The sequence below is a fragment of the Streptomyces sp. NPDC055749 genome, assembly GCF_053617235.1.
This window is the reverse complement of the sequence record NZ_JBSHFH010000055.1, coordinates 1-21,682: the sequence shown is the minus strand read 5'-3', so window position 1 is coordinate 21,682 and position 21,682 is coordinate 1. Positions and strand designations below refer to the sequence as shown.

Annotated in this window: 21 protein-coding genes; 8 read left to right on the top strand and 13 right to left on the bottom strand. The window is 69.9% G+C overall.

The genetic code is table 11. The features are described 5' to 3' along the window. Positions 1–5 precede the first annotated feature (5 nt). The 6 genes from sepX to galU form a co-directional block, all read right to left on the bottom strand. On the bottom strand, positions 6–1,193 hold the full coding sequence (gene sepX, locus ACWGO0_RS30560) for a divisome protein SepX/GlpR (RefSeq protein WP_453542212.1): 1,188 nt from the start codon (positions 1,191–1,193) through the stop codon (positions 6–8). Positions 1,194–1,350: 157 nt separating this feature from the next. Continuing rightward, positions 1,351–1,971, bottom strand: a complete 621-nt coding sequence (locus ACWGO0_RS30555) for a GNAT family N-acetyltransferase (RefSeq protein WP_453542209.1) — start codon at positions 1,969–1,971, stop codon at positions 1,351–1,353. Positions 1,972–1,988: 17 nt separating this feature from the next. Further along, positions 1,989–2,516, bottom strand: coding sequence for a MogA/MoaB family molybdenum cofactor biosynthesis protein (locus ACWGO0_RS30550; protein ID WP_453542206.1), 528 nt, complete (start codon positions 2,514–2,516; stop codon positions 1,989–1,991). Next, positions 2,513–3,013, bottom strand: a complete 501-nt coding sequence (gene moaC, locus ACWGO0_RS30545; protein WP_453542203.1) for a cyclic pyranopterin monophosphate synthase MoaC — start codon at positions 3,011–3,013, stop codon at positions 2,513–2,515. Before moaC ends, ACWGO0_RS30550 begins: the two co-directional genes overlap by 4 nt. 125 nt (positions 3,014–3,138) lie before the next feature. Continuing rightward, positions 3,139–4,449 (bottom strand): molybdotransferase-like divisome protein Glp, encoded by a 1,311-nt coding sequence (gene glp / locus ACWGO0_RS30540; protein ID WP_453542200.1) that lies wholly within the window; start codon positions 4,447–4,449, stop codon positions 3,139–3,141. Positions 4,450–4,453: 4 nt separating this feature from the next. Further along, the gene (galU, locus tag ACWGO0_RS30535; protein WP_453542197.1) at positions 4,454–5,356 is read right to left on the bottom strand and encodes a UTP--glucose-1-phosphate uridylyltransferase GalU; all 903 of its coding nucleotides are present in this window, start codon (positions 5,354–5,356) and stop codon (positions 4,454–4,456) included. A 94-nt stretch (positions 5,357–5,450) separates the two neighbouring features. Between galU and ACWGO0_RS30530 the strand changes: the two genes are divergently transcribed. Then, positions 5,451–6,050: a 5-formyltetrahydrofolate cyclo-ligase gene (locus ACWGO0_RS30530; RefSeq protein ID WP_453542194.1), complete on the top strand. Its 600-nt coding sequence runs from the start codon at positions 5,451–5,453 to the stop codon at positions 6,048–6,050. On the opposite strand, the gene ACWGO0_RS30525 is transcribed toward ACWGO0_RS30530, so the two are convergent. After that, complete coding sequence (locus ACWGO0_RS30525; RefSeq protein ID WP_453542191.1) at positions 6,047–8,797, bottom strand: penicillin acylase family protein; 2,751 nt, start codon at positions 8,795–8,797, stop codon at positions 6,047–6,049. The two genes, ACWGO0_RS30530 and ACWGO0_RS30525, sit on opposite strands and share 4 nt — an antisense overlap. Before the next feature lie 276 nt (positions 8,798–9,073). Between ACWGO0_RS30525 and ACWGO0_RS30520 the strand changes: the two genes are divergently transcribed. The 6 genes from ACWGO0_RS30520 to ACWGO0_RS30495 all read left to right on the top strand — a co-directional run bounded on the left by ACWGO0_RS30520 (position 9,074) and on the right by ACWGO0_RS30495 (position 15,077). Continuing rightward, the gene (locus ACWGO0_RS30520; RefSeq protein ID WP_453542188.1) at positions 9,074–10,744 is read left to right on the top strand and encodes a potassium/proton antiporter; all 1,671 of its coding nucleotides are present in this window, start codon (positions 9,074–9,076) and stop codon (positions 10,742–10,744) included. A gap of 293 nt (positions 10,745–11,037) precedes the next feature. Continuing rightward, positions 11,038–12,318 (top strand): MFS transporter, encoded by a 1,281-nt coding sequence (locus tag ACWGO0_RS30515; protein WP_453542185.1) that lies wholly within the window; start codon positions 11,038–11,040, stop codon positions 12,316–12,318. Positions 12,319–12,384: 66 nt separating this feature from the next. After that, positions 12,385–12,741 (top strand): FmdB family zinc ribbon protein, encoded by a 357-nt coding sequence (locus ACWGO0_RS30510; protein ID WP_453542183.1) that lies wholly within the window; start codon positions 12,385–12,387, stop codon positions 12,739–12,741. Positions 12,742–12,826: 85 nt separating this feature from the next. Further along, positions 12,827–13,684, top strand: a complete 858-nt coding sequence (locus tag ACWGO0_RS30505) for an S-methyl-5'-thioadenosine phosphorylase (RefSeq protein ID WP_453542180.1) — start codon at positions 12,827–12,829, stop codon at positions 13,682–13,684. A gap of 176 nt (positions 13,685–13,860) precedes the next feature. Next, the gene (locus ACWGO0_RS30500) at positions 13,861–14,430 is read left to right on the top strand and encodes an RcpC/CpaB family pilus assembly protein (RefSeq protein WP_453542177.1); all 570 of its coding nucleotides are present in this window, start codon (positions 13,861–13,863) and stop codon (positions 14,428–14,430) included. 113 nt (positions 14,431–14,543) lie between these two features. Further along, the gene (locus tag ACWGO0_RS30495) at positions 14,544–15,077 is read left to right on the top strand and encodes a large conductance mechanosensitive channel protein MscL (protein WP_453542174.1); all 534 of its coding nucleotides are present in this window, start codon (positions 14,544–14,546) and stop codon (positions 15,075–15,077) included. 32 nt (positions 15,078–15,109) lie between these two features. On the opposite strand, the gene ACWGO0_RS30490 is transcribed toward ACWGO0_RS30495, so the two are convergent. From ACWGO0_RS30490 to ACWGO0_RS30465, 6 genes are read right to left on the bottom strand one after another with little or no spacing between them, the layout of a single operon-like run. Continuing rightward, complete coding sequence (locus ACWGO0_RS30490) at positions 15,110–15,337, bottom strand: hypothetical protein (protein WP_453542171.1); 228 nt, start codon at positions 15,335–15,337, stop codon at positions 15,110–15,112. 21 nt (positions 15,338–15,358) lie between these two features. Next, the gene (locus ACWGO0_RS30485; RefSeq protein WP_453542168.1) at positions 15,359–15,808 is read right to left on the bottom strand and encodes a hypothetical protein; all 450 of its coding nucleotides are present in this window, start codon (positions 15,806–15,808) and stop codon (positions 15,359–15,361) included. Then, positions 15,805–16,512, bottom strand: coding sequence for a Rieske (2Fe-2S) protein (locus ACWGO0_RS30480; RefSeq protein WP_453542165.1), 708 nt, complete (start codon positions 16,510–16,512; stop codon positions 15,805–15,807). Before ACWGO0_RS30480 ends, ACWGO0_RS30485 begins: the two co-directional genes overlap by 4 nt. After that, complete coding sequence (locus tag ACWGO0_RS30475; RefSeq protein ID WP_453542162.1) at positions 16,509–17,111, bottom strand: 4Fe-4S dicluster domain-containing protein; 603 nt, start codon at positions 17,109–17,111, stop codon at positions 16,509–16,511. Before ACWGO0_RS30475 ends, ACWGO0_RS30480 begins: the two co-directional genes overlap by 4 nt. A 6-nt stretch (positions 17,112–17,117) precedes the next feature. After that, positions 17,118–19,442, bottom strand: a complete 2,325-nt coding sequence (locus ACWGO0_RS30470; RefSeq protein ID WP_453542159.1) for a molybdopterin oxidoreductase family protein — start codon at positions 19,440–19,442, stop codon at positions 17,118–17,120. Then, on the bottom strand, positions 19,439–20,587 hold the full coding sequence (locus ACWGO0_RS30465) for an MFS transporter (RefSeq protein ID WP_453542156.1): 1,149 nt from the start codon (positions 20,585–20,587) through the stop codon (positions 19,439–19,441). The genes ACWGO0_RS30470 and ACWGO0_RS30465 overlap by 4 nt, the downstream gene beginning before the upstream one ends. A gap of 291 nt (positions 20,588–20,878) precedes the next feature. Here ACWGO0_RS30465 and ACWGO0_RS30460 point away from each other — a divergent pair, with 291 nt between their 5' ends. Next, on the top strand, positions 20,879–21,625 hold the full coding sequence (locus ACWGO0_RS30460) for a DUF6227 family protein (RefSeq protein ID WP_453542153.1): 747 nt from the start codon (positions 20,879–20,881) through the stop codon (positions 21,623–21,625). Positions 21,626–21,682: the final 57 nt, after the last annotated feature.

The window sequence follows — 21,682 nt, the reverse complement described above, 5'->3', positions numbered from 1 at the left end:
GGGTCTCACTCGTTGGCCGCGCGGGGGCGGTCGCCCTCGTCGTACTGGTCGAAGAGCGGGGTCCGGCCGCGGTCGCGGTTGCGGCGGGACTGGTTGCCGCGCTGGCGTGGCGCCGGGTCCACCGGGGGTGCGACGGGGTGCGAGGTGCCCGTCTGGGTGGGTTCCGCGGTGCTGGAGCGCGCGGCGCTCCACGTCTCCGGGTCGTTGACCTCGACGCCGCCCGTGGCGCGCGGGGCGACCGGGGCGGTGACGTAGGTGGGGAGCGGGACGGGGACCGGTTCCCAGCTGTCGCCCTGGACCCGGCCGCGTTCGCGCTGCTGGTCGACCCATTCCGCGTGGTCCGTCTGCTCGACGAGCGCGCGGCGGCCGGCCTCCTGCGGGGAGACGGTGGGGGTGGGTTCCGGCTGGGAGTGGCGCCCTTCGGGCTCCTCGTCGGGCTCGGCGGGAGCCGTCGTCGCGGGCTGGTGCCTGCGGGGGCGGTTCTCGCGGAGCCGCTGGGCCGCGATCTCGGCCCGGCGCCGGTCCATCGTGAAGGCGAACCGGTGCCGCTCCTTGGCGCGCAGATGCACGATGTACGTGCTCAGCAGCACGGCCGGCACGGCGGGTGCCCACAGGAAGCCGAGTCCGCCGACCGCCGCGACGACCGCGCCGAGCGTGAAGGCCAGGAAGAGGACGACGGTGGTACGCCGACGGCGGGCCAGGACCTGCGAGCGCTGGGCCCGCCTGGCGCGCTCGGCATCCGCCTGGGAGGTGCGCGGGCGCCTCACGGGAGCGGGCCGCTCCTGCGCCGCGCGCTCCTGCGCCGCCCGGCGCTCCCCGGACGTGGGATCGGGCGCCTGGCGCTCCGGAGCCGGACGGCCCGGCGCACGCTCCGGAGCGTGCGCCGGGTCGTGCATCCGGGCTTCGGTGTGCGCCGGAGGCGCGGCAAAGGCCCGGACGTCCACGGAATCCATTCGGTCCGTGACGGCGTCCGGGTCGACGTCGGGCGTCGCCTCCTCGGAGGTGCGCTCCTCCAGCTCCTTGGCGTATCGGCGCTCCATGGCCGCCCGTCCGGACAGCAGCCGGATGGCGGTGCTGAAGCGTTCCGTCGGACGTGCTTCGTTGAGCTCGTCCTGCCGGCGAAGCCACATCGGCACCAAGTAGGCGGCCCAGGCCCCGACGATGACTGCGTAGATGAGGCCGCTGCTGCTCACGCTCACACCGTAGAGGGGTTTGCGCGGAGGCATCCGCCAATTGGCCCGGTGTGTCGCACGATCTAGCTGATATCACGGACTTTTTTTGTGATTGTTCAGATCAACAGTCGACGTTTGCGGCTTCGTTAGCTGTCAGAGTGCGATCAATTTCGAACACTTATTTCATTTCACGGGGCGTGCGCGGTGTACTGGGCCTCGACCGGTGCCAACGCCGCAGCAGCCCCTCGGGGACCTCGTCCGCGGTGAGCGCATAGATCAGATGGTCCCGCCACGCACCGTCGATGTGGAGATAGCGTGGCCGCAGCCCTTCCTGACGGAATCCGAGTTTCTCCACAACTCTCCGGCTGGGCGCGTTCTCCGGGCGAATGCATACCTCGATGCGGTGGAGTCCGACGGTGCGGAAACAGTGGTCGACCGCGAGCGCGACCGCGGTCGGCATGACACCCCGGCCCGCCACCCCCTGGTCGACCCAGTAGCCGACATGACCCGAACACATCGAACCCCAGGTGATCCCGGCGACCGTCAACTGGCCGACGAGCTCGCCCTCGTACTCGATCGCGAAGGGCAGCATCCGGCCCGCGCCCGCCTCCGAGCGCAGGTGGCGGATCATCTGACGGTACGTGGGACGGTGCGCCACCGGGCCGCCCGGTGCGGGCGGCGGGACGGTCGCCTCCCAGGGGCGCAGCCAGTCACGGTTGCGCCGGTTGACCTCACGCCATACGCGCTGGTCGCGCATCTTTATGGGGCGCAGGACGATCTCGCCGTCGCGGAGGGTCACCGGCCAGGTCGGGACGTTCAGCTCGGGCTCCCCGGTCGGGGGTGGTCGCCGCCACGCAGCTGGTCGACGGCGTGCACCAGGATCCGGCTCAGGACCGCGAGCCCGTCGCGTACACCGCCGGTGGAGCCCGGCAGGTTCACGATGAGGGTGCCGTTCGCGACGCCCGCGAGGCCGCGGGAGAGCGCGGCGGCGGGGACCTTGTCACGGCCCTCGGCGCGGATCGCCTCGGGGATGCCGGGGATCTCGTGGTCGAGGACGCGGCGGGTGGCCTCGGGGGTGCCGTCCGTGGGCGAGATGCCCGTACCGCCGGTGGTGACGATCACGTCGTACCCGGCTGCCGCTCCCGCGCGCAGTGCGGCCTCCACCGGATCGCCGTCGGGGACGACCTGCGGCCCCTCGACGGTGAATCCGAGACCGGCGAGGGCCTCGGCGATGATCGGGCCGCCCTTGTCCGCGTAGACACCGGCGGAGGCCCGGTTCGACGCGGTGACGACAAGTGCGGTGTACGGGGCGGTCGGCGCGCCGCCGGTATCCGGGCCGCTCATGACTCGACCCCTTCCGACGGCTGGCGCCGGTAGTCGCCTGATTTGCCGCCCGACTTCGCCTCGACCCTGACGTCCGTGATCACCGCGGCCTTGTCGACCGCCTTGACCATGTCGATGACGGTGAGCGCGGCGACCGAGACGGCGGTAAGTGCCTCCATCTCCACGCCCGTACGGTCGGTCGTCTTCACCGTGGCGGTGATCTCCACCGCGTCGTCGGCGACGCTCAGATCGACGTTGACACCCGAGACGGCCAGCGGATGGCAGAGCGGGATCAGGTCCGGGGTGCGCTTGGCGCCCATGATTCCGGCGATCCGGGCCGTGGCGAGCGCGTCCCCCTTGGGTACGCCCTCGCCCCTGAGCAGTTCGATGACGCGCGGCGAGACGAGGACCCGGCCACTGGCCCGGGCGACGCGCGTGGTGACGTCCTTGTCGGACACGTCGACCATCCGGGCCGCGCCCGCCTCGTCGATGTGCGTCAGCCTGTTCTGCGTACTCAACTAACTCCGCCTAGCGGTAGGGCGCCGGTTGCCCGCTCGGCCCGCACCGTGGTGCGGGCCGGGGGTCCGGGGGGTGTCCCCCGGGAAGGCACAGCGGCAGACACCGTACCGCCACCGGGCGGGAGTCAGCGGAGCAGGATGACCTGGGTCGCCGTGCCGGGCTCGGCGGATGTGACGTCCTCGGGCAGCACGATCAGCGCGTCGGCCTGGGCGAGCGCGGCGATCAGATGCGATCCGGAACCACCGACGGGAGTGACGGTGCCCGCCTCCGCGTCGTACGTCCCGCGCAGGAACTGGCGTTTGCCGGCCGGCGAGGAGAGCGCCTTGTCGACTGTGAGCGTCGCGGTGACCGTCGGCCGGTGGACGTCTTCGAGGCCCATCAGGGTGCGGATCGCGGGCCGGACGAACAGCTCGAACGAGACGTAACTGGAGACCGGGTTGCCCGGCAGCGCCAGCAGGGGGGTGTGGTCGGGGCCGATCGAGCCGAAGCCCTGCGGCTTGCCGGGCTGCATGGCCAGCTTGCGGAAGTCGATACCGCTGCCCGGCTCGTCCTCGTCGCCCACCGAGGACAGCGCCTCCTTGACCACGTCGTACGCACCGACGCTGACGCCACCGGTGGTGACGACGATGTCGGCGCGGATCAGCTGGTCCTCGATCGTGGCCCGCAGTGTCTCGGCGTCGTCGGTGACGGCGCCGACCCGGTACGCGATGGCTCCCGCGTCCCGGGCCGCGGCCGTCAGCGCGAAGCTGTTGGAGTCGTAGATCTGGCCGCCGGACAGCTCCTCGCCGGGCTGCACCAGCTCGCTGCCGGTGGACAGGACCACGACGCGGGGGCGCGGGCGCACCTTCACCGTCGACCGGCCGATCGCGGCGAGCAGCCCGATCTGCGGCGGTCCCACGACCGAGCCGGCGCGCAGCGCCAGGTCACCGGGCTGCACATCGCTGCCCCTGGCCCGGACATGGGCGCGGGCCTCGACGGGACGGTGGACCCTGACCTCGCCGCTCGCGCCCTCGGGGGCGTCGCTGTGGGCGCGCATGGTGGCGGCCGGGCCCTCGCCCGTACCGCCGTCGGTCCACTCGACCGGGACGACCGCCTCGGCGCCCGGGGGCAGCGGGGCGCCGGTCATGATGCGGGCGGCCTGGCCGGGGCCCACGACCTGATCGTCGGTCAGTCCGTCGCTTCCCGCGGCGACATCACCGATGACGGTGAGGACGGCGGGGAACTCCTCGCTGGCGCCCTCGACATCGGCGATACGGACGGCGTAGCCGTCCATCGAACTGTTGTCGAAGGGCGGCAGGGCGACCTCCACCATGACGTCCTCGACCAGGACACAGCCCTGGGCGTCGGGCAGCTGCAGCTCGATGGGTTCGAGCGGCTTCACCGAGCCCAGGATGTCGTCCAGGTGTTCGTCCACCGACCAGATCGTGCTGCTCACGGTGTTACATCTCCTCGGTGACATATCTGCGCAGCCAGGACCGGAAGTCCGGTCCCAGGTCTTCACGTTCGCACGCGAGTCTGACAATGGCACGCAGATAGTCGCCGCGGTCGCCGGTGTCATAGCGGCGGCCCTTGAAGACGACACCGTGCACCGGGCCGCCGGTCTTCTCGTCCTCGGCCAGGAGCTGCAGCGCGTCCGTGAGCTGGATCTCGCCGCCGCGGCCCGGCTCGGTGTGACGCAGTATGTCGAAGATGGCCGGGTCCAGGACGTACCGGCCGATGATCGCGAGGTTGCTGGGCGCGTCCGCCGCGTCGGGCTTCTCCACCAGGCCGGTGACACGCACGACGTCCCCGTCGGCGGTGGGGTCCACCGCCGCGCAGCCGTACATGTGGATCTGGGCGGGGTCGACCTCCATCAGCGCGACGACGCTCCCGCCCTCACGCTCCTGGATCTCGACCATCCGGGAGAGCAGCGGGTCGCGCGGGTCGATCAGGTCGTCCCCGAGGAGAACGGCGAAGGGCTGGTCGCCGACGTGCGGAGCGGCGCAGAGCACGGCGTGGCCGAGGCCGCGCGGGTCGCCCTGGCGTACGTAGTGCATGGTGGCCAGGTCGCTGGACTCCTGGACCTTGGAGAGCCGTTCGCCGTCGCCCTTGCGGGTGAGCGCGTTCTCCAGTTCGTAGTTGCGGTCGAAGTGGTCCTCGAGGGGACGCTTGTTGCGGCCGGTGATCATCAGCACGTCGGAGAGACCGGCTGCGACGGCCTCTTCGACGACATACTGGATCGCGGGCTTGTCGACGACCGGCAGCATCTCCTTCGGAGTGGCCTTCGTGGCCGGCAGGAAACGTGTGCCGAGACCTGCGGCCGGGATGACGGCCTTACTGATCCTCGGGGGCGACTGAGTCATGCGCAGAACCATAACGCGTGCACATGGGCGGAAGGTGAGCGTCCGGTTAACTTTGTACTCATTTATGACCGTACGAGAATAGTGTGAGTGCCCGTTGAATGACGAAACATCAGGAAAGGCGTCCCTCCGACGCGAACTGCTGGCCGCCCGAGCCCTCCTGACCTCGGAGGACGTGCAGGCCGCCGCCGTGGTTCTCGCGACGTCGGCGCTGGAACTCCCGGAGCTGGCCGGAGCACGGACGGTCGCCGCGTATGTGTCCGTGGGGCGCGAGCCCGGGACCCGGGCGCTGCTCGACGCGCTGCGCGCGCGGGGCGTGCGGGTCCTGCTGCCGGTGCTGCTGCCCGACAACGACCTGGACTGGGCGGCGTACGAGGGACCGGAGCATCTCGTCCGGGCGGGTCGCGGACTGCGGGAACCCGACGGCGTACGCCTCGGGCCATCCGCCGTACTCGACGCGGACGCCGTCCTGCTGCCCGGTCTCGCGGTGGACGGGCGCGGGATGCGGCTGGGGCGGGGCGGTGGCAGTTACGACCGGGTGCTGGCCCGGCTGTCGGCTGCCGGGGCGCATCCGGCGCTGGTGGTCCTGCTGTACGCGAACGAGGTGGTCGCGCTGGTTCCGGAGGAACCGCACGACCACCCCGTGGACGCTGTGGTGACGCCGGCCGAAGCGCGGCGCTTCACCGGGAGGCGCTAAGGCTTTTTGAGCGTCAGTGTGTCGACCGTGGACTGCTGCACCGCGTCCGTACCGAAGGACCAGTCGAGCAGTTCACCGTCGGCCCACTTGTCGGTCTGATCGGTGTAGTGCGAGCTGAACGCGTGCCCGGAGGCGCCGGTCAGGTTGATCCAGCGGGACTTGTCCCAGTCCCCCACGTTGACGACCATACGCATCGAGGGCACCCAGATGACCTCGTAGCCGCCCGCCGCGTTCCAGCCGGTGGCGTTGACCGTGGCCTCGCCGCCGCTCAGGTTCCACGGGCCCCGGTTGAGGGCCCGCTGGAGAAGACCGGGGCCTTCGGTACCGAGGGTCTGGTTCTTCAGGGTCAGCTGGTGCAGCCGTCCCCAGCTCCAGGTGGACATGTCCTTGCCGAGCTTGGCGGTCAGCTCCCAGCGGGCGTCCTCCATGGCACGCCCGAAGAGGTCGTCGCGGCTCTCCAGCGCCTCTTCGCGGCCCTTGGCGGGCACCTTCCACCACTCGTTGTCCGTGTCGTTCACGATGTTCTGGACGACCTGGAACCAGCGGTCTCCGCCGTCCGGCTGCGCCGAGTCCGCGTCACGCTGACCACATTCGCGTACGAGCTTCTTCTGCTCGTCCAAGGGGCCCGTGCTCTTGGCCGGCGGCACGTTCAGACAGTCGCCCTCGGCGCGCAGTTCCTTGGGGAGCTTGTCGCCGAAGGCCAGCTTGAGGATGTTGCGCCAGACGGCGTTGAAGTACGCGGCAGCCGCCGAGTCGGAATCCTGGATGTAGTCCCAGCCCTCCAGCAGCTTCTGCGCCTCGCGGACGTGCTTGTCGGAGACACCGATCTTCATCAGCTTGGGCACCAGCAGGGCGGCGATCTCGCTGCTGTTGTCCATCTGCATCTTCTGCATGTCGTCGGTCGAGATCTTCTCGCCGCCGCCGATCTTCTTCGCGATCAGGTCGTTGATCCGCTGGCTGCGGGCGCCGTATCCCCAGTCCTTGGTGAGCATGTACGGGTACTTCTCGTCGATGACGGCCTGGTTGGCGGTGACGATGTAGCCGCGCTCCGGGTCGTACTCGTAGGGCAGCTTGTCGAAGGGGACCGGCTCCTTCTTCCAGCCGTACTCCGAGGTCCAGCCGGGGCTGGGCAGCCTGCCGTCACCGTTGATCCGGACCGGGATCCTGCCGGGGGCCTGGTAGCCGATGTGGCCCTCGGTGTCCGCATAGATGAGGTTCTGCGAAGGCACCTCGAAGTGCTCGGCCGCCGCCCGGAAGGTCTTGAAGTCCTTGGCGCGGTTGAGCTCGAACACCGCGTCCATGGTCTTGCCGGGTTCCAGCGCGGTCCACTTCAGGGCGACCGCGTACCCCTCGGCGCGGTCGGGGGCCGAGTTGGTCACGGGGGCCTTCTGGCCGACCTTCTCCAGCTCATTGCTGCGGTCGGAGACCACCGGGCCGTTGTTGGTCTCCCGGACGGTGATGTGACGGTCCTTGCCGCCCGCGACCTTGATGGTCTCCTCGCGGGTCGTGAAGGGCTTCATCCTGCCGTCGTACTGGTAGCCGTCGCCCGAGACCTTCTCCAGGAAGAGGTCGGTGACGTCGGCGCCGAGGTTGGTGAACCCCCAGGCGATGTCCTGGTTGTGACCGATGATGACGCCGGGCATCCCGGAGAAGGTGTAGCCGGCGGTGTCGTACTGGCAGGACGCCGAGACGGTCCGGCAGTGCAGCCCCATCTGGTACCAGAGCGAGGGCAGCATCGGCGCCAGGTGCGGGTCATTGGCGAGGAGCGGCTTGTCCGTCGTCGTGTACTTGCCGGAGACGACCCAGGAGTTCGATCCGATACCGCTGCCGTTCGGGCCGAGCAGCGCGGGGATCTCGTCGAGGGTGTCGGCGAGCGAGGCGAGCTGGGTGCTGACACCCTCGGTGGCGCCCGCCGCGGTGCCGGCTCCGGTGCCGATGCTGTCCGACGGCCGGGCGGCCGGGTCGAACTTTCCGGTCACCGGGGAGATCGCACCCTGCTCGACGATCGGCTGGTGCTTGTCGAAGGGGTAGTCCGGGTACAGCTCCTTGATCTGCTTCCCGCTCAGCCTGCTCGTCATCAGGGAGCGGTCGATCTCGTCCTGCATGTTCCCGCGCAGGTCCCAGGCCATCGCCTTCAGCCAGGCGACCGAGTCGACCGGGGTCCACTCGGTGGGCTTGTAGTCGTTGGTCAGCCCCAGCGCCGCGTACTCGACGGAGATGTCCTTGCCGTCCTTGCCCTTCAGGTACGCGTTCACACCCTCCGCGTACGACTGGAGGTTCTTCTTGGTGGACTCGTCGAGGACGGTGTCGTACTCCTCCTGCGCGACCTGGCGCCAGCCGAGGGTGCGCAGGAAGGCGTCGGTCTCCACCTGTCCGGAACCGAACATCTCGGAGAGCCGGCCGGACGTCATGTGACGGCGGACGTCCATCTCCCAGAAGCGGTCCTGGGCCTGGACGAAGCCCTGGGCGCGGAACAGATCGGCGTCGGAGTCCGCGTAGATCTGCGGGATTCCGTAGTCGTCGCGTTTGACATCCACATCGGCGTCGAGACCGTCGAGTTCGATCGAGCCGGTTGTCTGCGGGTACGAGGCCCGCACCGTGGAAACGGACCAGAACGCGCCGTATCCGACACCCGCGACAAGCGCCAGCACCAGGACGATCACGAACAGGCGGGCGCGTCGCCCCTTCTTCCTGCCGGGCTTCTTCGCATCGGAAGAACCGGAAGAGGCGGTTGTGTTGGCGGGCATCGCTGTCCTTCGAGGGGCAGGGTGGTCCTGGGAGTGCAGGAGCAACCATAGGCGCAGCCTGGAAGCCACTCGGACGCGGTATGGAGATGCATCCATATGCGCACTGCTCGCACGAACACTCGAACGCATCAAGAAAACGTTAAAGATTAGGTAAGGTAACGAAGTACCGACCGCCGGCGACCGGTCCGGCAGGCGCACGCAGGGAAGGGACGGACACTGACAGTCCACACGCTCAACGAACTCCTGCTCGTCTGCTCACTCGTTCTGCTCGTCGCCGTGGCGGCGGTACGCATCTCGTCCCGCAGCGGGCTCCCAAGCCTGCTCCTGTACCTCGGCATCGGTGTCGCCATCGGTCAGGACGGCATCTTCGACGTCCACTTCGACAATGCGGAACTGACGCAGGTGATCGGCTACGCCGCACTGGTCGTCATCCTCGCCGAGGGCGGTCTGGGCACCAAGTGGAAGGAAATCCGTCCCGCACTTCCGGCAGCCGCCGTGCTGTCGACCGTCGGCGTGGGCATCAGCGTGGGCGTCACCGCGGCCGGGGCGCACTATCTCGTCGGCCTTGAGTGGCGGCAGGCGCTGATCATCGGTGCGGTCGTCTCGTCCACCGACGCCGCCGCCGTCTTCTCCGTACTGCGCAAGGTGCCGCTGCCGTCACGGATAACGGGTGTCCTGGAGGCCGAGTCCGGCTTCAACGACGCCCCTGTGGTGATCCTCGTGGTGGCGTTCTCCGCCGCAGGCCCCGTGGAGCACTGGTACGTACTCGTCGGCGAGATAGCCCTGGAGCTGACGATCGGCGCGGCCATCGGTCTCGCGGTCGGCTGGCTCGGCTCCTTCGGACTGCGCCATGTGGCGCTGCCCGCGTCCGGTCTCTACCCGATCGCCGTGATGGCCATCGCGGTCTCGGCGTACGCGGCGGGCGCCCTGGCGCACGGCAGTGGATTCCTCGCCGTCTATCTGGCGGCGATGGTCCTCGGCAACTCCAAGCTGCCGCACTGGCCCGCCACCCGCGGCTTCGCCGACGGGCTCGGCTGGCTGGCCCAGATCGGCATGTTCGTGCTGCTCGGCCTGCTGGTCACACCGCACGACCTGGTCGACGACTTCTGGCCCGCGATGGTGGTGGGCCTGGTCCTCACGGTGGTGGCCCGACCGCTCTCGGTCTTCGTCAGCCTGGCACCGTTCCGCCTCCCGAAACGCGAGAAGTCGCTGATGTCCTGGGCCGGACTGCGCGGCGCCGTACCCATCGTTCTCGCGACCATTCCGATGGTCTCCGGGATCGAAGGCAGCACCAGGGTCTTCAACATCGTCTTCGTCCTCGTCGTGGTCTACACCCTGATCCAGGGGCCGACCCTGCCCTGGCTCGCGAAGGCGCTGAAGATCTCGGAGGATCCGTCCGAAGCGGCGGACCTCGGCATCGAGTCGGCGCCCCTGGAGCGGCTGCGCGGGCACCTGCTGTCGGTGGCCATCCCGGCCGAGTCGAAGATGCACGGAGTGGAGGTCGGCGAGCTGCGCCTGCCCGCCGGGGCCGCGGTCACCCTCGTGGTCCGGGACGGCACGAGCTTCGTACCGGCACCGTCCACGGTGCTGCGCCGCCGCGACGAACTGCTGGTGGTGGCGACCGATCCGGTGCGCGACGCGGCCGAGGCACGGCTGCGGGCGGTCGGCGAGGGCGGCAAGCTGGCCGGCTGGCTGGGCGCGGGCGACTCCGGGGCGAGCGGTGGCGGCTCCAGGGCCGTGGCGCGCTCCAGGGCCCGGGGAGGACCGGGCCGCCCCGGGCACTCGGGCGGATCGGGGCGTTCCGGCGGGTCCGGGCGTTCCGGTGGATCGACCCGGGTCGGGGGTACGAAGATGCCGCAGCTGTCGAAGCTGAGGAAGAAACTCGTCAAGGGCCTCGGCTCCGTGGCGAGCGGCAAGCGGACCGACTCCACGAAAGCGCACCACTGATCACAGGCCAGGCAAGGGCACCTGCACGCAATCGCAGGCGCGCAGGCGCCCTTGCCTGTAGCATGAAGGAAATCTCATCGACCCAACCTGATCGACCACCTCTGCCTGACGCAGAGCTGGCGCGACCGTATGGCGGTCGTGGCGTCCCTTCGCCTCTGTAGCGAGCCGCCCGGCATCTACCGCAGTTCCGCGCGAAGAGGACAGCTCTCGGCAGCTCCCGCACGAGCCCCGCACCCATGCGTGGCGGACGTGCCGCAGGAGCCAAGCCACCAGGCGGCAGAAAGGCATGGACCGTGGCGTCCACGGTCTCCGACCGCCCCGGTTACGGGCAGCTGCTGCGCACCCCTGGTGCGTGGACCTTCCTCCTCCCGGGCTTCGCCGCACGGCAGCCCTTCGCGATGCTGACCATCGGCATCGTTCTCCTTGTTCAGCACACCACCGGTTCGTACGGCAGCGCGGGCGCCGTCGCGGCCGTCTCCGGCGTCTCCATGGCGCTGTTCGCACCGCAGGGCGGCAAGCTCGCCGACCGCTTCGGACAGCGGGCCGTACTGCTGCCCGGCGTGGTGCTGCACGCCGCCTCCGTGGTGGCGCTGACTGCGCTCGCGCTGGCCGACGCACCCCTGTGGGTGCTGTTCCTCGCCGCAGTGCCCACCGGAGCCTCCATCCCGCAGGTCGGACCGATGGTCCGGGCCCGCTGGGCCGCCGTGCTGGGCGCAGCGCCCGGCCGCCCCGCCTCCCCGCTGATGTCGACGGCCGCCGCGTTCGAGTCGGTCACGGACGAGTTCACGTTCGTCGTCGGACCCGTGCTCGCCACCGCCCTGTGCACGGGCGTGCACCCGGCGGCCGGTCTGCTCGCCGAAGCGGCGCTGACGCTCGTCGGCGGTCTGTTCTTCGCGGCACAGCGCTCCACCCAGCCCGCTCCGCGGAGCGCGGCCACCGCCGCGGCCCCGCACAGGTCCGCCCTCTCCGTACCGGGCGTCCGGGTGCTCGCGATCACCTTCCTCGGGATCGGCATGGTCTTCGGCGGAATGCAGGTCTCCCTGACCGCGTTCTCCGAGGAGATCGGCCGTCCCGGAGTGAACGGTCTGCTGTACGGGATCTTCGCCGCCGGCAACATGCTGGCCGGAATCGCGTGCGGCGCCATCGCCTGGAAGAGCAGTCCCAGGCGTCGGCTGGTCATCGGATACGTGGCCCTGACGCTGACCGCGTCCGGCCTGTGGGCCGTGCACTCCGTGCCGCTGCTCGCCGGGCTCGGCCTGCTGGTCGGGCTCTCCATCGCACCCGCGCTGATCAGCGGATACACGCTGGTCGACGCACTGGTTCCGGCGTCGGCGCGTACCGAGGCGTTCACCTGGCTGACGGGCGCTGTCGCGCTCGGCCAGGCGGCTGCGGTGACAGTGGCCGGACAGCTCGCCGACAGGCATGGCGCGAGCACCGGGTTCCTGGTTCCGCTGGTGGGGACCGTGCTGGCGCTGGCGACCCTGCTGGCGCTGCGCTCACGGCTCACCCCGAAAGCCTCCGGACGTCTGGTGGCACGTGGTGTCGGTCACCGCGAGCCGGTCACGGTGGACTGATCGAGCGGAATACGTCAGTATGGAGCGTCGTTAGCACTCATTGAGTGAGAGTGCCAGGAGGAGCAAGTGCCGACCTATCAGTACCAGTGCACCGAATGCGGCGAGGGCCTCGAGGCGGTGCAGAAGTTCACCGATGATGCCCTGACCGTGTGCCCGAGCTGCGAGGGACGCCTGAAGAAGGTGTTCTCGGCGGTCGGCATTGTCTTCAAGGGTTCCGGTTTCTACCGGAACGACAGCCGTGGCTCGTCTTCGAGCAGCACGCCGGCTTCGTCGCCCGCGAAGGCATCCGATTCCGCTTCGTCCTCGTCGTCGTCCTCGACGGGTTCGGACTCGAAGTCGACGGCTTCTTCGTCGTCCTCTTCCTCGTCGTCCGCACCGGCTTCGTCCGCGTCGGCTTCGTCGAGTGGTACGTCGGCCGCCTAGCCCTCGTACGGACATACTTCAACGGGACCCCGCCGATCATTGGATCGGTGGGGTTTTCGTGCCGTGCGCTGGCTAGTGTGACCACATGGTTAATGCAGAAACAGGGAACGCGGGCGGCGCGGAGATCGGTGTGATCGGCGGTTCGGGGCTGTACTCCTTCCTGGAGGACGTCACCGAGGTCCGCGTGGACACTCCGTACGGGCCGCCCAGTGACTCGGTCTTCCTGGGCGAGGTCGCGGGACGCCGTGTCGCGTTCATGCCCCGCCACGGCCGCGGCCACCACCTGCCGCCGCACCGCATCAATTACCGGGCCAACCTGTGGGCCCTGCGCTCCGTCGGGGTACGCCAGGTGCTCGGTCCGTGCGCGGTGGGCGGACTGCGGCCGGAGTACGGGCCGGGGACGCTGCTCGTACCGGACCAGCTGGTGGAGCGCACCAAGGCCCGCGCGCAGACGTACTACGACGGTGAGGTCCGGGCCGACGGCGTGCAGCCGAACGTCGTGCACCTCGGCTTCGCCGATCCGTACTGCCCCCAGGGCCGCAAGGCGGCCCTCGCGGCGGCACGCGGTCACGACTGGGACGCCGTGGACGGCGGGACGCTGGTCGTGGTCGAGGGACCGCGCTTCTCGACCCGGGCGGAGTCGCGCTTCCATGCGGCGATGGGCTGGTCGGTGGTCGGGATGACCGGGCATCCGGAAGCCGTGCTCGCGCGTGAACTGGCGCTCTGCTACACGACGTTGACACTGGTGACGGATCTGGACGCGGGCGCCGAGGCCGGCGAGGGCGTCTCCCACGGGGACGTGCTGAAGGTGTTCGCCGCCAATGTGGACCGGCTGCGGTCGGTGCTGTTCGACGCGGTGGCCGCGCTGCCGGAGACCGGGGACCGCGACTGCGCCTGCGCGCACGTGCTGGACGGGATCGATTCGGGGATCGAGCTGCCGTAAAGCTCGTGTGGGTGTCGGAGATATCCACAAGCTGTGCGCTGTCCACAGGGCCGAGCGGGATTTTCTCGGACGGTGGATCGTGAGGGGAGTTCGGCGGGGCGGCCCGCCGGGCTCCCTTCGTTGTTCTTCCCTCCGGATGTCCCGCGCGGATGTCCCTGACGGCAGGTGGTGCAGCCATGTCCCCGTCCACGCCCGATGTACGCAGGCCCGATGTACGAACTCCATCGCTCCCCGCACCGTGCGGGGTGCCGCCGTTCGCTCCGCTGCGGGTGCGCGGGGGCGCCGCGCACCGGCTGCGGAGGGCGCTGCGGAGACAACGCCGCGCCATGGCTGCCGGGCTCGCGCTGACGGCTGCCGCGCTGGCCGCTTCGGGGCTGGGTGCTTCGGGGCCGGCCGCCTCGGCCCCTGACGCTTCGGGACCTGCAACCTCGGGGCCTGCCGCCTCGGGGCCTGCCGGACAGGCCGTGCGTCTGGTGTCGGCGCCGGTACGGATCGCCGACGCGGCCACGGTCCGGCTGCTGCGGCCCGGCGACCGCGTCGACGTGATCGCCGCCGACGACGCGGATTCCGATGCGCGCGTGGTGGCGAAAGGGGTGCGCGTGGCGTCCGTGCCGCGCACGGACGACGGGCCGGACTCGGGAGGGGGCGCGCTGGTCGTGCTCTCCGTGGAGCGTGAGACCGCAACAGCGCTGGCCGGCGCCGGGGTCTCGGGACGACTGGCGGTGGCGGTGGCCCATGCGCACTGATGTTCTGCCAAGTCACCTGTTAGAAAAGATGAATTGGACAGTGTCGCCTTCAGGCGCCTTAGGTTGCGGAGCGGTTTGCTCCCCTTACGGCACATACGAAGGACATCTCACTCGTGAGCGAGAAGAAGAAGGTCAGCCTGATCGAGGGCTTCAAAGCCTTCCTGACGCGCGGCAATGTCATCGATCTGGCGGTCGCCGTCGTCATCGGCGCGGCGTTCACCAATGTGGTGAACGCGGTCGTCAAGGGACTCATCAACCCCTTGGTCGGCGCGTTCGGCACCCAGGGCCTGGAGGAGTACACCTTCTGCCTGGAGGATCCCTGCACCACGAATCCGGAGACGGGTGCGACGGAGGGCATCGAGATCCTGTGGGGGTCGGTGCTCAGCGCGGCGCTCAGCTTCCTGATCACGGCCGCCGTCGTCTACTTCCTGATGGTCCTGCCGATGGCGCAGTACCTGGCGCGGCGGGCAGCCGCGCAGGCCGCCAAGGAAGGTGTGCAGGAGACCCTGGAGGTCAGCGAGCTGGAGGTGCTGAAGGAGATCCGGGACGCGCTCGTGGCACAGCGGGGCGCCGGGGGCGACGGCGGTGCGACGGGCGGCACAGGTGGCACGGGCGGCACGGCCCCGGGCAGGGGGACCGGCGAGTAGGAAGCGTGCGGGGAAGGGCGCGGCGGCGGGGCTCAGATGTGGTGGGGCGGCTTCTCGTCGAGGAAGCGTGCCAGATCCGCGGCGCTGCCGCCGCTCGGAGTCCGCTCACCCCACCCTCGGTCCGTGTCGTCCGAGGACTGCCGGTCCAACGGATCGTCGAAGACAAGAGCCGGCTTGGGCTGGGACGCCTGCGAGGGCGGCTGGTCCTGCGGCTGGTGCGGCTTCGAATCTCGCGGTCCGTGGGCGGGGGCGGTGCTCATATGTCCAGGATACGGCGGTGGTCAACGGTCCTTCGGGTCGAGCAGCCACAGTCCGAGAACCACGACGAACGAGAGGCAGAGGAAGCCGGCACCCCACCATGCGGTACCGGTGTTGCCCTCCATCCACTCGTCGACGACGACCGTAAGGCCCCAGAGCTGGCCGATGACCACGGTCATGGCGAGGGTCAGCCGGGCGGTCAGCTTCGAGGAGCGCTCGGGTTCCTGGTCGGTTCCGGCGCCCGGTCCCGGGCCGGTGCGACGGATCCGCGAGTCGCCGTATCCGCTGGTGGGGCGGATCTGCGGATACCGCTCCCGGACGGGCCGGTTCAGCTCGGGGCGGGCGCTGCCCGGGTGGTACTCCGGGTATCGCGGTCCCTGCGACGGCTGCGGGCTCTGTGGGCTCTGTGGGCTCTGCGGGCTCCGTGGGTCCTGCGGGCTCTGCGGGTCGGGTGGCTGGTGGGGTTCTGTCATGTCGTCCGCCCGGCAGAGGTCTCGGCTTCGGTGGCGTCGGCGCGGGACGACGCGGCCTCGGGTGGTGCCTCGGCGCCGCCGTTGGTGCCGGGGCAGCCGATACGGGCGGCGAGACCGGGGTCGTCCTTGCCGATCTGCCGGCACAGACCGTCCTCGATGCTTTCGCCGGAGCGGGTCGTCCCGATGGCCCACACGCTTCCGTCGGTCCGCTCGGTGAGCACCACCTTGGGCAGTCCGCGCGGCGGCGGGCCCGCGGCGACCTCGCCGGTCCTGGCGTCGAAGACGCCCTCGTGGCAGGGGCAGTACAGCTCGCCCTCCGTACCCCGGTCCTTGCGCCAGAGCACGGCGCAGGCGAGATGGGTGCAGATCGCGGAGTAGCCGACGAGGGTGCCGTCGTTGAGCCGCACGGCGACCGCCCGGTCCTCGTCCCCCGGATACCGGAAGGCGAGGGACTCACCGGGCAGGAGCTGCTCGGCCACCTGCTTCGGCTCGGGCGACTTGCCGTCGGCCTCGTCGCCGTGGCGGTGCAGGATGCCGCCGGCCACGCCGAGCCCGCCGATCGCGAGACCGCCGGAGACGGTGGTGACGATCCGGAGGTAGTCGCGCCGGGTGGTGAGGGAGTCGGCGGCGATCCTGTCGTGCAGGGCGTCGCGCTCGTCGCCGGTACGCCGGTCGCCGCCGGGGTGCTGGTCGGTGACGCTCATCGGCGGACGTCCTTACCGTTGATCTCGACGACGGGCAGCCCGCCGGGCACGGGCCACTGGACCTTCTCCGCGGGGACGACCATGGCCACCCCGGTGCGGACCTCGGTCTCGCCGAAGACGAAGGTGTCGGCGACCTGCACGCCTGGGCGCTCCGCCTGGAGCTCCTCAAGGGTTCCGTAGAAGAGCGCACCCGTCGGGCAGACCGTGGCGCACATGGGGGCGAGGCCGTATGCGGTGCGGTCGTAGCAGAGGTTGCACTTCAGCTGCAGCTTCGCCTGGAGGTCGATCTTCGGGACGCCGAAGGGACAGGCGTTGACGCAGTTGGCGCAGCCGATGCAGCGGGTGGTGTCGGCCTGCTGCACCACCCCGTCCGCGGTGACCAGGATCGCGTCGGCGGGACAGACCTCGGCGCAGGGGGCCACGGGGTCCTCGCAGTGCATGCAGACCGTGGGAAGGGAGGCGACCGACTGGCCCTCGTCGGTGTAGTCGAGATGGATCATGGACTTGCCGCGGTGCGAGTCGCACTCGCGGCAGGCGGAGACACACGCCTGGCAGCCGATGCAGCGGCCGGGGTCGATGAAGATCGTCCTGCCCATCATGCGGGCTCAGCTCCTCTCCGAGGTGCCACGGCCCTGGGGGGCCGAGGGCGGCAACGGATCAGTACGGGAGACCTGGGTCTCCGGGTAGGCGACGTGCCCGGGTGCGACGGGCGGTGCGGGGACCTCGTCGATCTCGGCGGCGTGCTCGATGCGGCAGGCGCAGACCTTGTACTCGGGGATCTTGGAGCGGGGGTCCAGGGCGTCGATGGTGAGGGCGTTCGCCGCGGTGGGGACCGGCCAGTGGTAGGGGATGAAGACGGTGTCGGGGCGGATCGCCTCGGTGACCAGGGCGGGGAAGACCTCGCTGCCGCGGCGGGTCACGACGCGGACGGGTTCACCGTTGCGGAAGCCGTGGGAGGGGTGGATCTCCGCCCAGGGGCGCGGGGTCTGTTCGACGAGGGCGCCCAGACGGCGGGTCTGGTTGCCGGAGAGAAAGTGGGCGACGGTGCGGCCGGTGGTCAGTGACATGGGGTGTTCTTCGTCGTACGGGTCCATCGGCGGGTGCCACTCGACGACCTGCATATGGATCTTGCCGTCGGGGTGGTAGGTCTTCCCGTCCTCGAAGAGCCGGGGGGTGCCGGGGTGGTCGGTGGAGGGGCAGGGCCAGGCGATGCCGCCGGTCTCCTCCAGCCGTTCGTAGGTGATGCCGTAGTAGTCGTTGACCGTTCCCGCGGAGGCGATCCGCAGTTCGTCGAAGACCTCGCGGGAGTCGGCGAAGGCGAATTTGTCGCCCGCGCCGAGCCGCCGGGCGAGCTCGCACATCACCCAGGTGTCGGTCCGTACACCGGGCGGCGGGTCCTGGGCCTTGTTGTGCTTGACCACGCGGGCCTCGGCGTTGGCCATCACCCCTTCGTCCTCGGCCCAGGTGGTGACGGGGAAGACGACATGCGCGTTGGCAGCGGTCTCGGAGAGGAAGAAATCGAATTGGGCATGGAATTCCGTGGCGTCGTACCCCTCCTTGACCACCTTGTAGTTGGGGAGGGAGACGAAGGGGTTGTTGCAGATGCCGATCAGTCCGCGGATCTCGCGGCGCTGCATCTGCCAGACCATTTCCATCATCGAGGTGCCCGCGGGCGGGAGTTCGGACTCCTCGATGCCCCAGATCTCGCAGATCTGCCTGCGGTGCTCCTCGTTCATGATCGAGCGTCCGCCGGGCAGCAGGTCGGACTTCTGGCCGTGTTCCCGGCCGCCCTGCCCGTTGCCCTGGCCGGTGATGGTGCCGTAGCCGGCGCCCGGTTTGCCGATGTGGCCGGTGGCCGCGCAGAGGTTGATGACGGTCAGGCAGTTCTCGACGCCCTGCGAGTGGTGCTCGATGCCCCGGGCGTGCCAGGCCATGGCCTTGGGGGCGCGGGCGAAGGTCCGGGCGACCTGGACGATCTGTTCGGCGGGGATGCCGCAGATCTGGGCGGCGCGGGCGGGCGGGTACTCGGCCGCCTTGGCGCGGACCTCGTCCCAGCCGGTCGTGTGCGCGGCGAGGTAGGCGGTATCGGTGAGGCCCTCCTCGACGACCACGTTGAGCACGGAGTTGAAGAACGCCGAGTCGGTACCGGGCTTGAGCGCGACATGGATGTCCGCGGTGCGCGCGATCGCGGTCTCGCGCGGGTCGATGACGATCAGGCTGGCCCCGCGGTCCCGGGCTCCCCACACGTACTGGGTCATCACGGGGAAGCACTCGCCGATGTTGGAGCCCGCGATGAGCAGGCAGTCGGTGAGCAGGATGTCGGAGAAGGGGTTGCCCGCCCGGTCGATGCCGAACGCCAGCTTGTTGGCGCCCGCGGCGCTCACCATGCAGAGGCGGCCGTTGTAGTCGACGTGCCGCGACTTGAGCGCGACCCGGGCGAATTTGCCGACCAGATACGTCTTCTCGGAGAAGAGGCTGGCGCCGCCGAGGAGTCCGAAGGCGTCGTTGCCGTGGGCCAGCTGGATGCGCTTGATCTCGGAGACCGTGAAGTCGAGCGCCTCGTCCCAGGAGACCTCGCGGAAGGCTTCGTCACGGGAACGGCGCATGAGCGGGGCGGTGAGCCGGTCGGGGTGGTTGACCTGCTGGTAGGCGTTGATGCCCTTCGGGCACAGGCGCATCCGGTTGATGTCGTGGTTGCGGGGTTCGACACCGAAGACCTTGCCGCCGCGGTCGACGCGCAGATACATCCCGCACTGGACCCCGCAGAAGCAGCAGTGTGTGGGGACGAGCGTCTCGCCGTTCTGGTCGGCGTGCCACTGGTCGGCCGGGATCCCGCCCGCGTCGCGGAAACCGCGGGTGCCCGGCGGCGCCAGGGAGGGGTCGAGGGGGATGAACGTACGACGGTCGGCGGCGGGCGTATCCGCGGTCACTTGAAGCCCTTCTTGACCTGGGAGAGATAGGCGCTGCCGCGCAGCACCCGCTTGCAGCGCGGGCAGTACTCGGCCCATTCGTCGAAGCCGAGCCGGAGATCGCGCATGGTGCCGCGCAGGTTCTCGACGTACGGCGCGGTGTCGATGGGTTCCTCGCAGCGGCGGCAGACGAAGACCTTGTCGTCCTTGCGCCCGGTGTACTTGAACAGCTGCATTCCGACGGCCGCCGGGCGCTGCACGATGTGGAAGAACTTCCCGAACGGGATGTAGATGAGGGTGAAGACCACCGACACCATGTGGAGGATCGCCAGGAACTGGTAGCCGCCGCCGTGCAGGAAGATCGAGGAGAAGGTGAGCAGCAGGCCGGTGACGGAGATGACGATGAGGGCGATCAGCGGCACCAGGTCGTAGGCGAAGCGCTGGCCCGTGATGGCGCCGCGGTCCTTCATCCGGCGCCAGAGGAAGTACGAGGCGCCGGGGATGACGAGCACGGCGGCGATGTCCAGGCCGTGGAACATCAGCCAGCCCAGGATGTTCAGCGCGTCGAAGCCGAGGACCTTGAAGCCCCAGATCCGCATCTCGTAGCCGGGGCCCGAGCCGCTGCCCGAGGTGAAGGTGAACCAGCCCCAGGTCAGCGGGAAGGTGATCAGGGCGGCCAGGATGCAGCCCCAGAAGATCAGCTGATGGGCCGCCCAGCGGGCGTGCGACCTGGCGCCGAGGAATTTCTGGAAGCCCAGATAGGTGGCGATCATCTTCGGCAGGGCGGTCGGGGCCTTGCGGAAGTTGTCGGCGGAGAAGAGGCTGCGCCACCCCTGTTTGAAGAGGCGTCGGGCGCCGGGCGCGGAGATCCAGACCGTGTAGCGGTAGGCGACCCCGAAGGCGAGGAAGACGGAGGCCACGGCGTACGGGAGGAGAGCCGAGTCGAAGTTGCGCAGCATGCGGCTGCCGAACACGATCGCGATGATCAAGAGAACGGATACGGCGATGCCTGCCGCGGTCGCGCGTGCGGTGACGGAGCGGAGAGCGCCGGCCGCCTCGGGCCGTTCCGGGCCGGGGACGGGCGGCCGGACGTCGGCCGCGCCGGGAGACCCCGTACGGGCCCCGGCGGCCGCTTGCTCGGCGGAAGTTTCAGGTGGCTCGGTCACCGGGCCACCGTATGACCGTATAGAGCGCTTGGCCCTGTTTTAGGTGTTTACCGGGTGAGCGCGTCGCCCGGGGGTCTCGCGGCAGCCGCGCGCCCATCGGCGCCCGGAAGGGGCCGCCCGGGGGGCCCGACTCGCCCCCACGGCAAGGCAGTTCACCCGAAGTGCCCGAAAAGCGCCGGGAACTTTCTGCGTGCGCCCTACGTTTTCCCGATCCCCGGTCACGATGTCAGACCCAGGGACTACGTTAAGCACGCATCAAGTAACACGCGGCGACGGCCTGGAGACAGCACCTTGAGCGATTCGTACGAGACAACCGAGCAGCACCTCGAGCGACTCCTGCGACGGGCACTCAACTCCTTCGACCTGCCCGACAGCACGGTCGACCGGCTCGGCAGCGCGCTGGCGCACAGCAGCTCCCTGCATTCCTCCCACCACAGTTCGGTGCTGCACCGCGAGACGTACCGGCACACCTATCTGCTGCCCGACGGCTCCGCGCTCACGCTCTGGGAGCTGGTGCACAGCAGCGGCCGGGACATCACGGCCCCCCGCCGCCACGAGCTGTACGACGACGAGGCCGACGCGCACGTGGCGGCGGTGCGACTGGCCGGCAGTTTCTCCGACGCCCCGGCCTTCGGTGACGAGACCACGCACGGCGACATGGAGATCCTCACGGTCCTGATGTCCGCTCCCCCGGTCCCGCTGCCCCGGATGTACGCCCCGGACAACTCGGCGGACCACGCGCGCCGCGTCCTGCGCCGCGCGGAGAACAGCGACCGGCCTGGCGAGGGGACCGCTCGTCTGCTGCGGGCCGCGTTCGCCCACCACATCACCCAGATCTTCGGGCGCCAGTGCCGTGTCGAGGGTCGGGACGCCGGCTTCACGCTCTACGAGCACGCGTTCCTGCTCCTGGACGGCCGCGAGACCTGCCTGTGGGTGGTCGAGCACACGGCGACGCCGGACGGCCGCCACATGTGCGAGGTGTACGGGGACGAGCACACCGCGCGCCAGGCCATGGAGAGCCGTACGCGCATCTGCTGACAGGCCGCACACTGACGCGACGGCGGCCCGTGCGCCTCCCACCGGTGGGAGGCGCAC

Coding starts and splice junctions, on each gene's coding strand:
- ACWGO0_RS30550 (WP_453542206.1), bottom strand. CDS start 2,516: ATGAGCGGCCCGGATACCGGCGGCGCGCCGACCGCCCCGTACACCGCA.
- galU (WP_453542197.1), bottom strand. CDS start 5,356: ATGACTCAGTCGCCCCCGAGGATCAGTAAGGCCGTCATCCCGGCCGCA.
- ACWGO0_RS30525 (WP_453542191.1), bottom strand. CDS start 8,797: ATGCCCGCCAACACAACCGCCTCTTCCGGTTCTTCCGATGCGAAGAAG.
- ACWGO0_RS30505 (WP_453542180.1), top strand. CDS start 12,827: ATGGTTAATGCAGAAACAGGGAACGCGGGCGGCGCGGAGATCGGTGTG.
- ACWGO0_RS30500 (WP_453542177.1), top strand. CDS start 13,861: ATGTCCCCGTCCACGCCCGATGTACGCAGGCCCGATGTACGAACTCCA.
- ACWGO0_RS30490 (WP_453542171.1), bottom strand. CDS start 15,337: ATGAGCACCGCCCCCGCCCACGGACCGCGAGATTCGAAGCCGCACCAG.
- ACWGO0_RS30485 (WP_453542168.1), bottom strand. CDS start 15,808: ATGACAGAACCCCACCAGCCACCCGACCCGCAGAGCCCGCAGGACCCA.
- ACWGO0_RS30480 (WP_453542165.1), bottom strand. CDS start 16,512: ATGAGCGTCACCGACCAGCACCCCGGCGGCGACCGGCGTACCGGCGAC.
- ACWGO0_RS30475 (WP_453542162.1), bottom strand. CDS start 17,111: ATGATGGGCAGGACGATCTTCATCGACCCCGGCCGCTGCATCGGCTGC.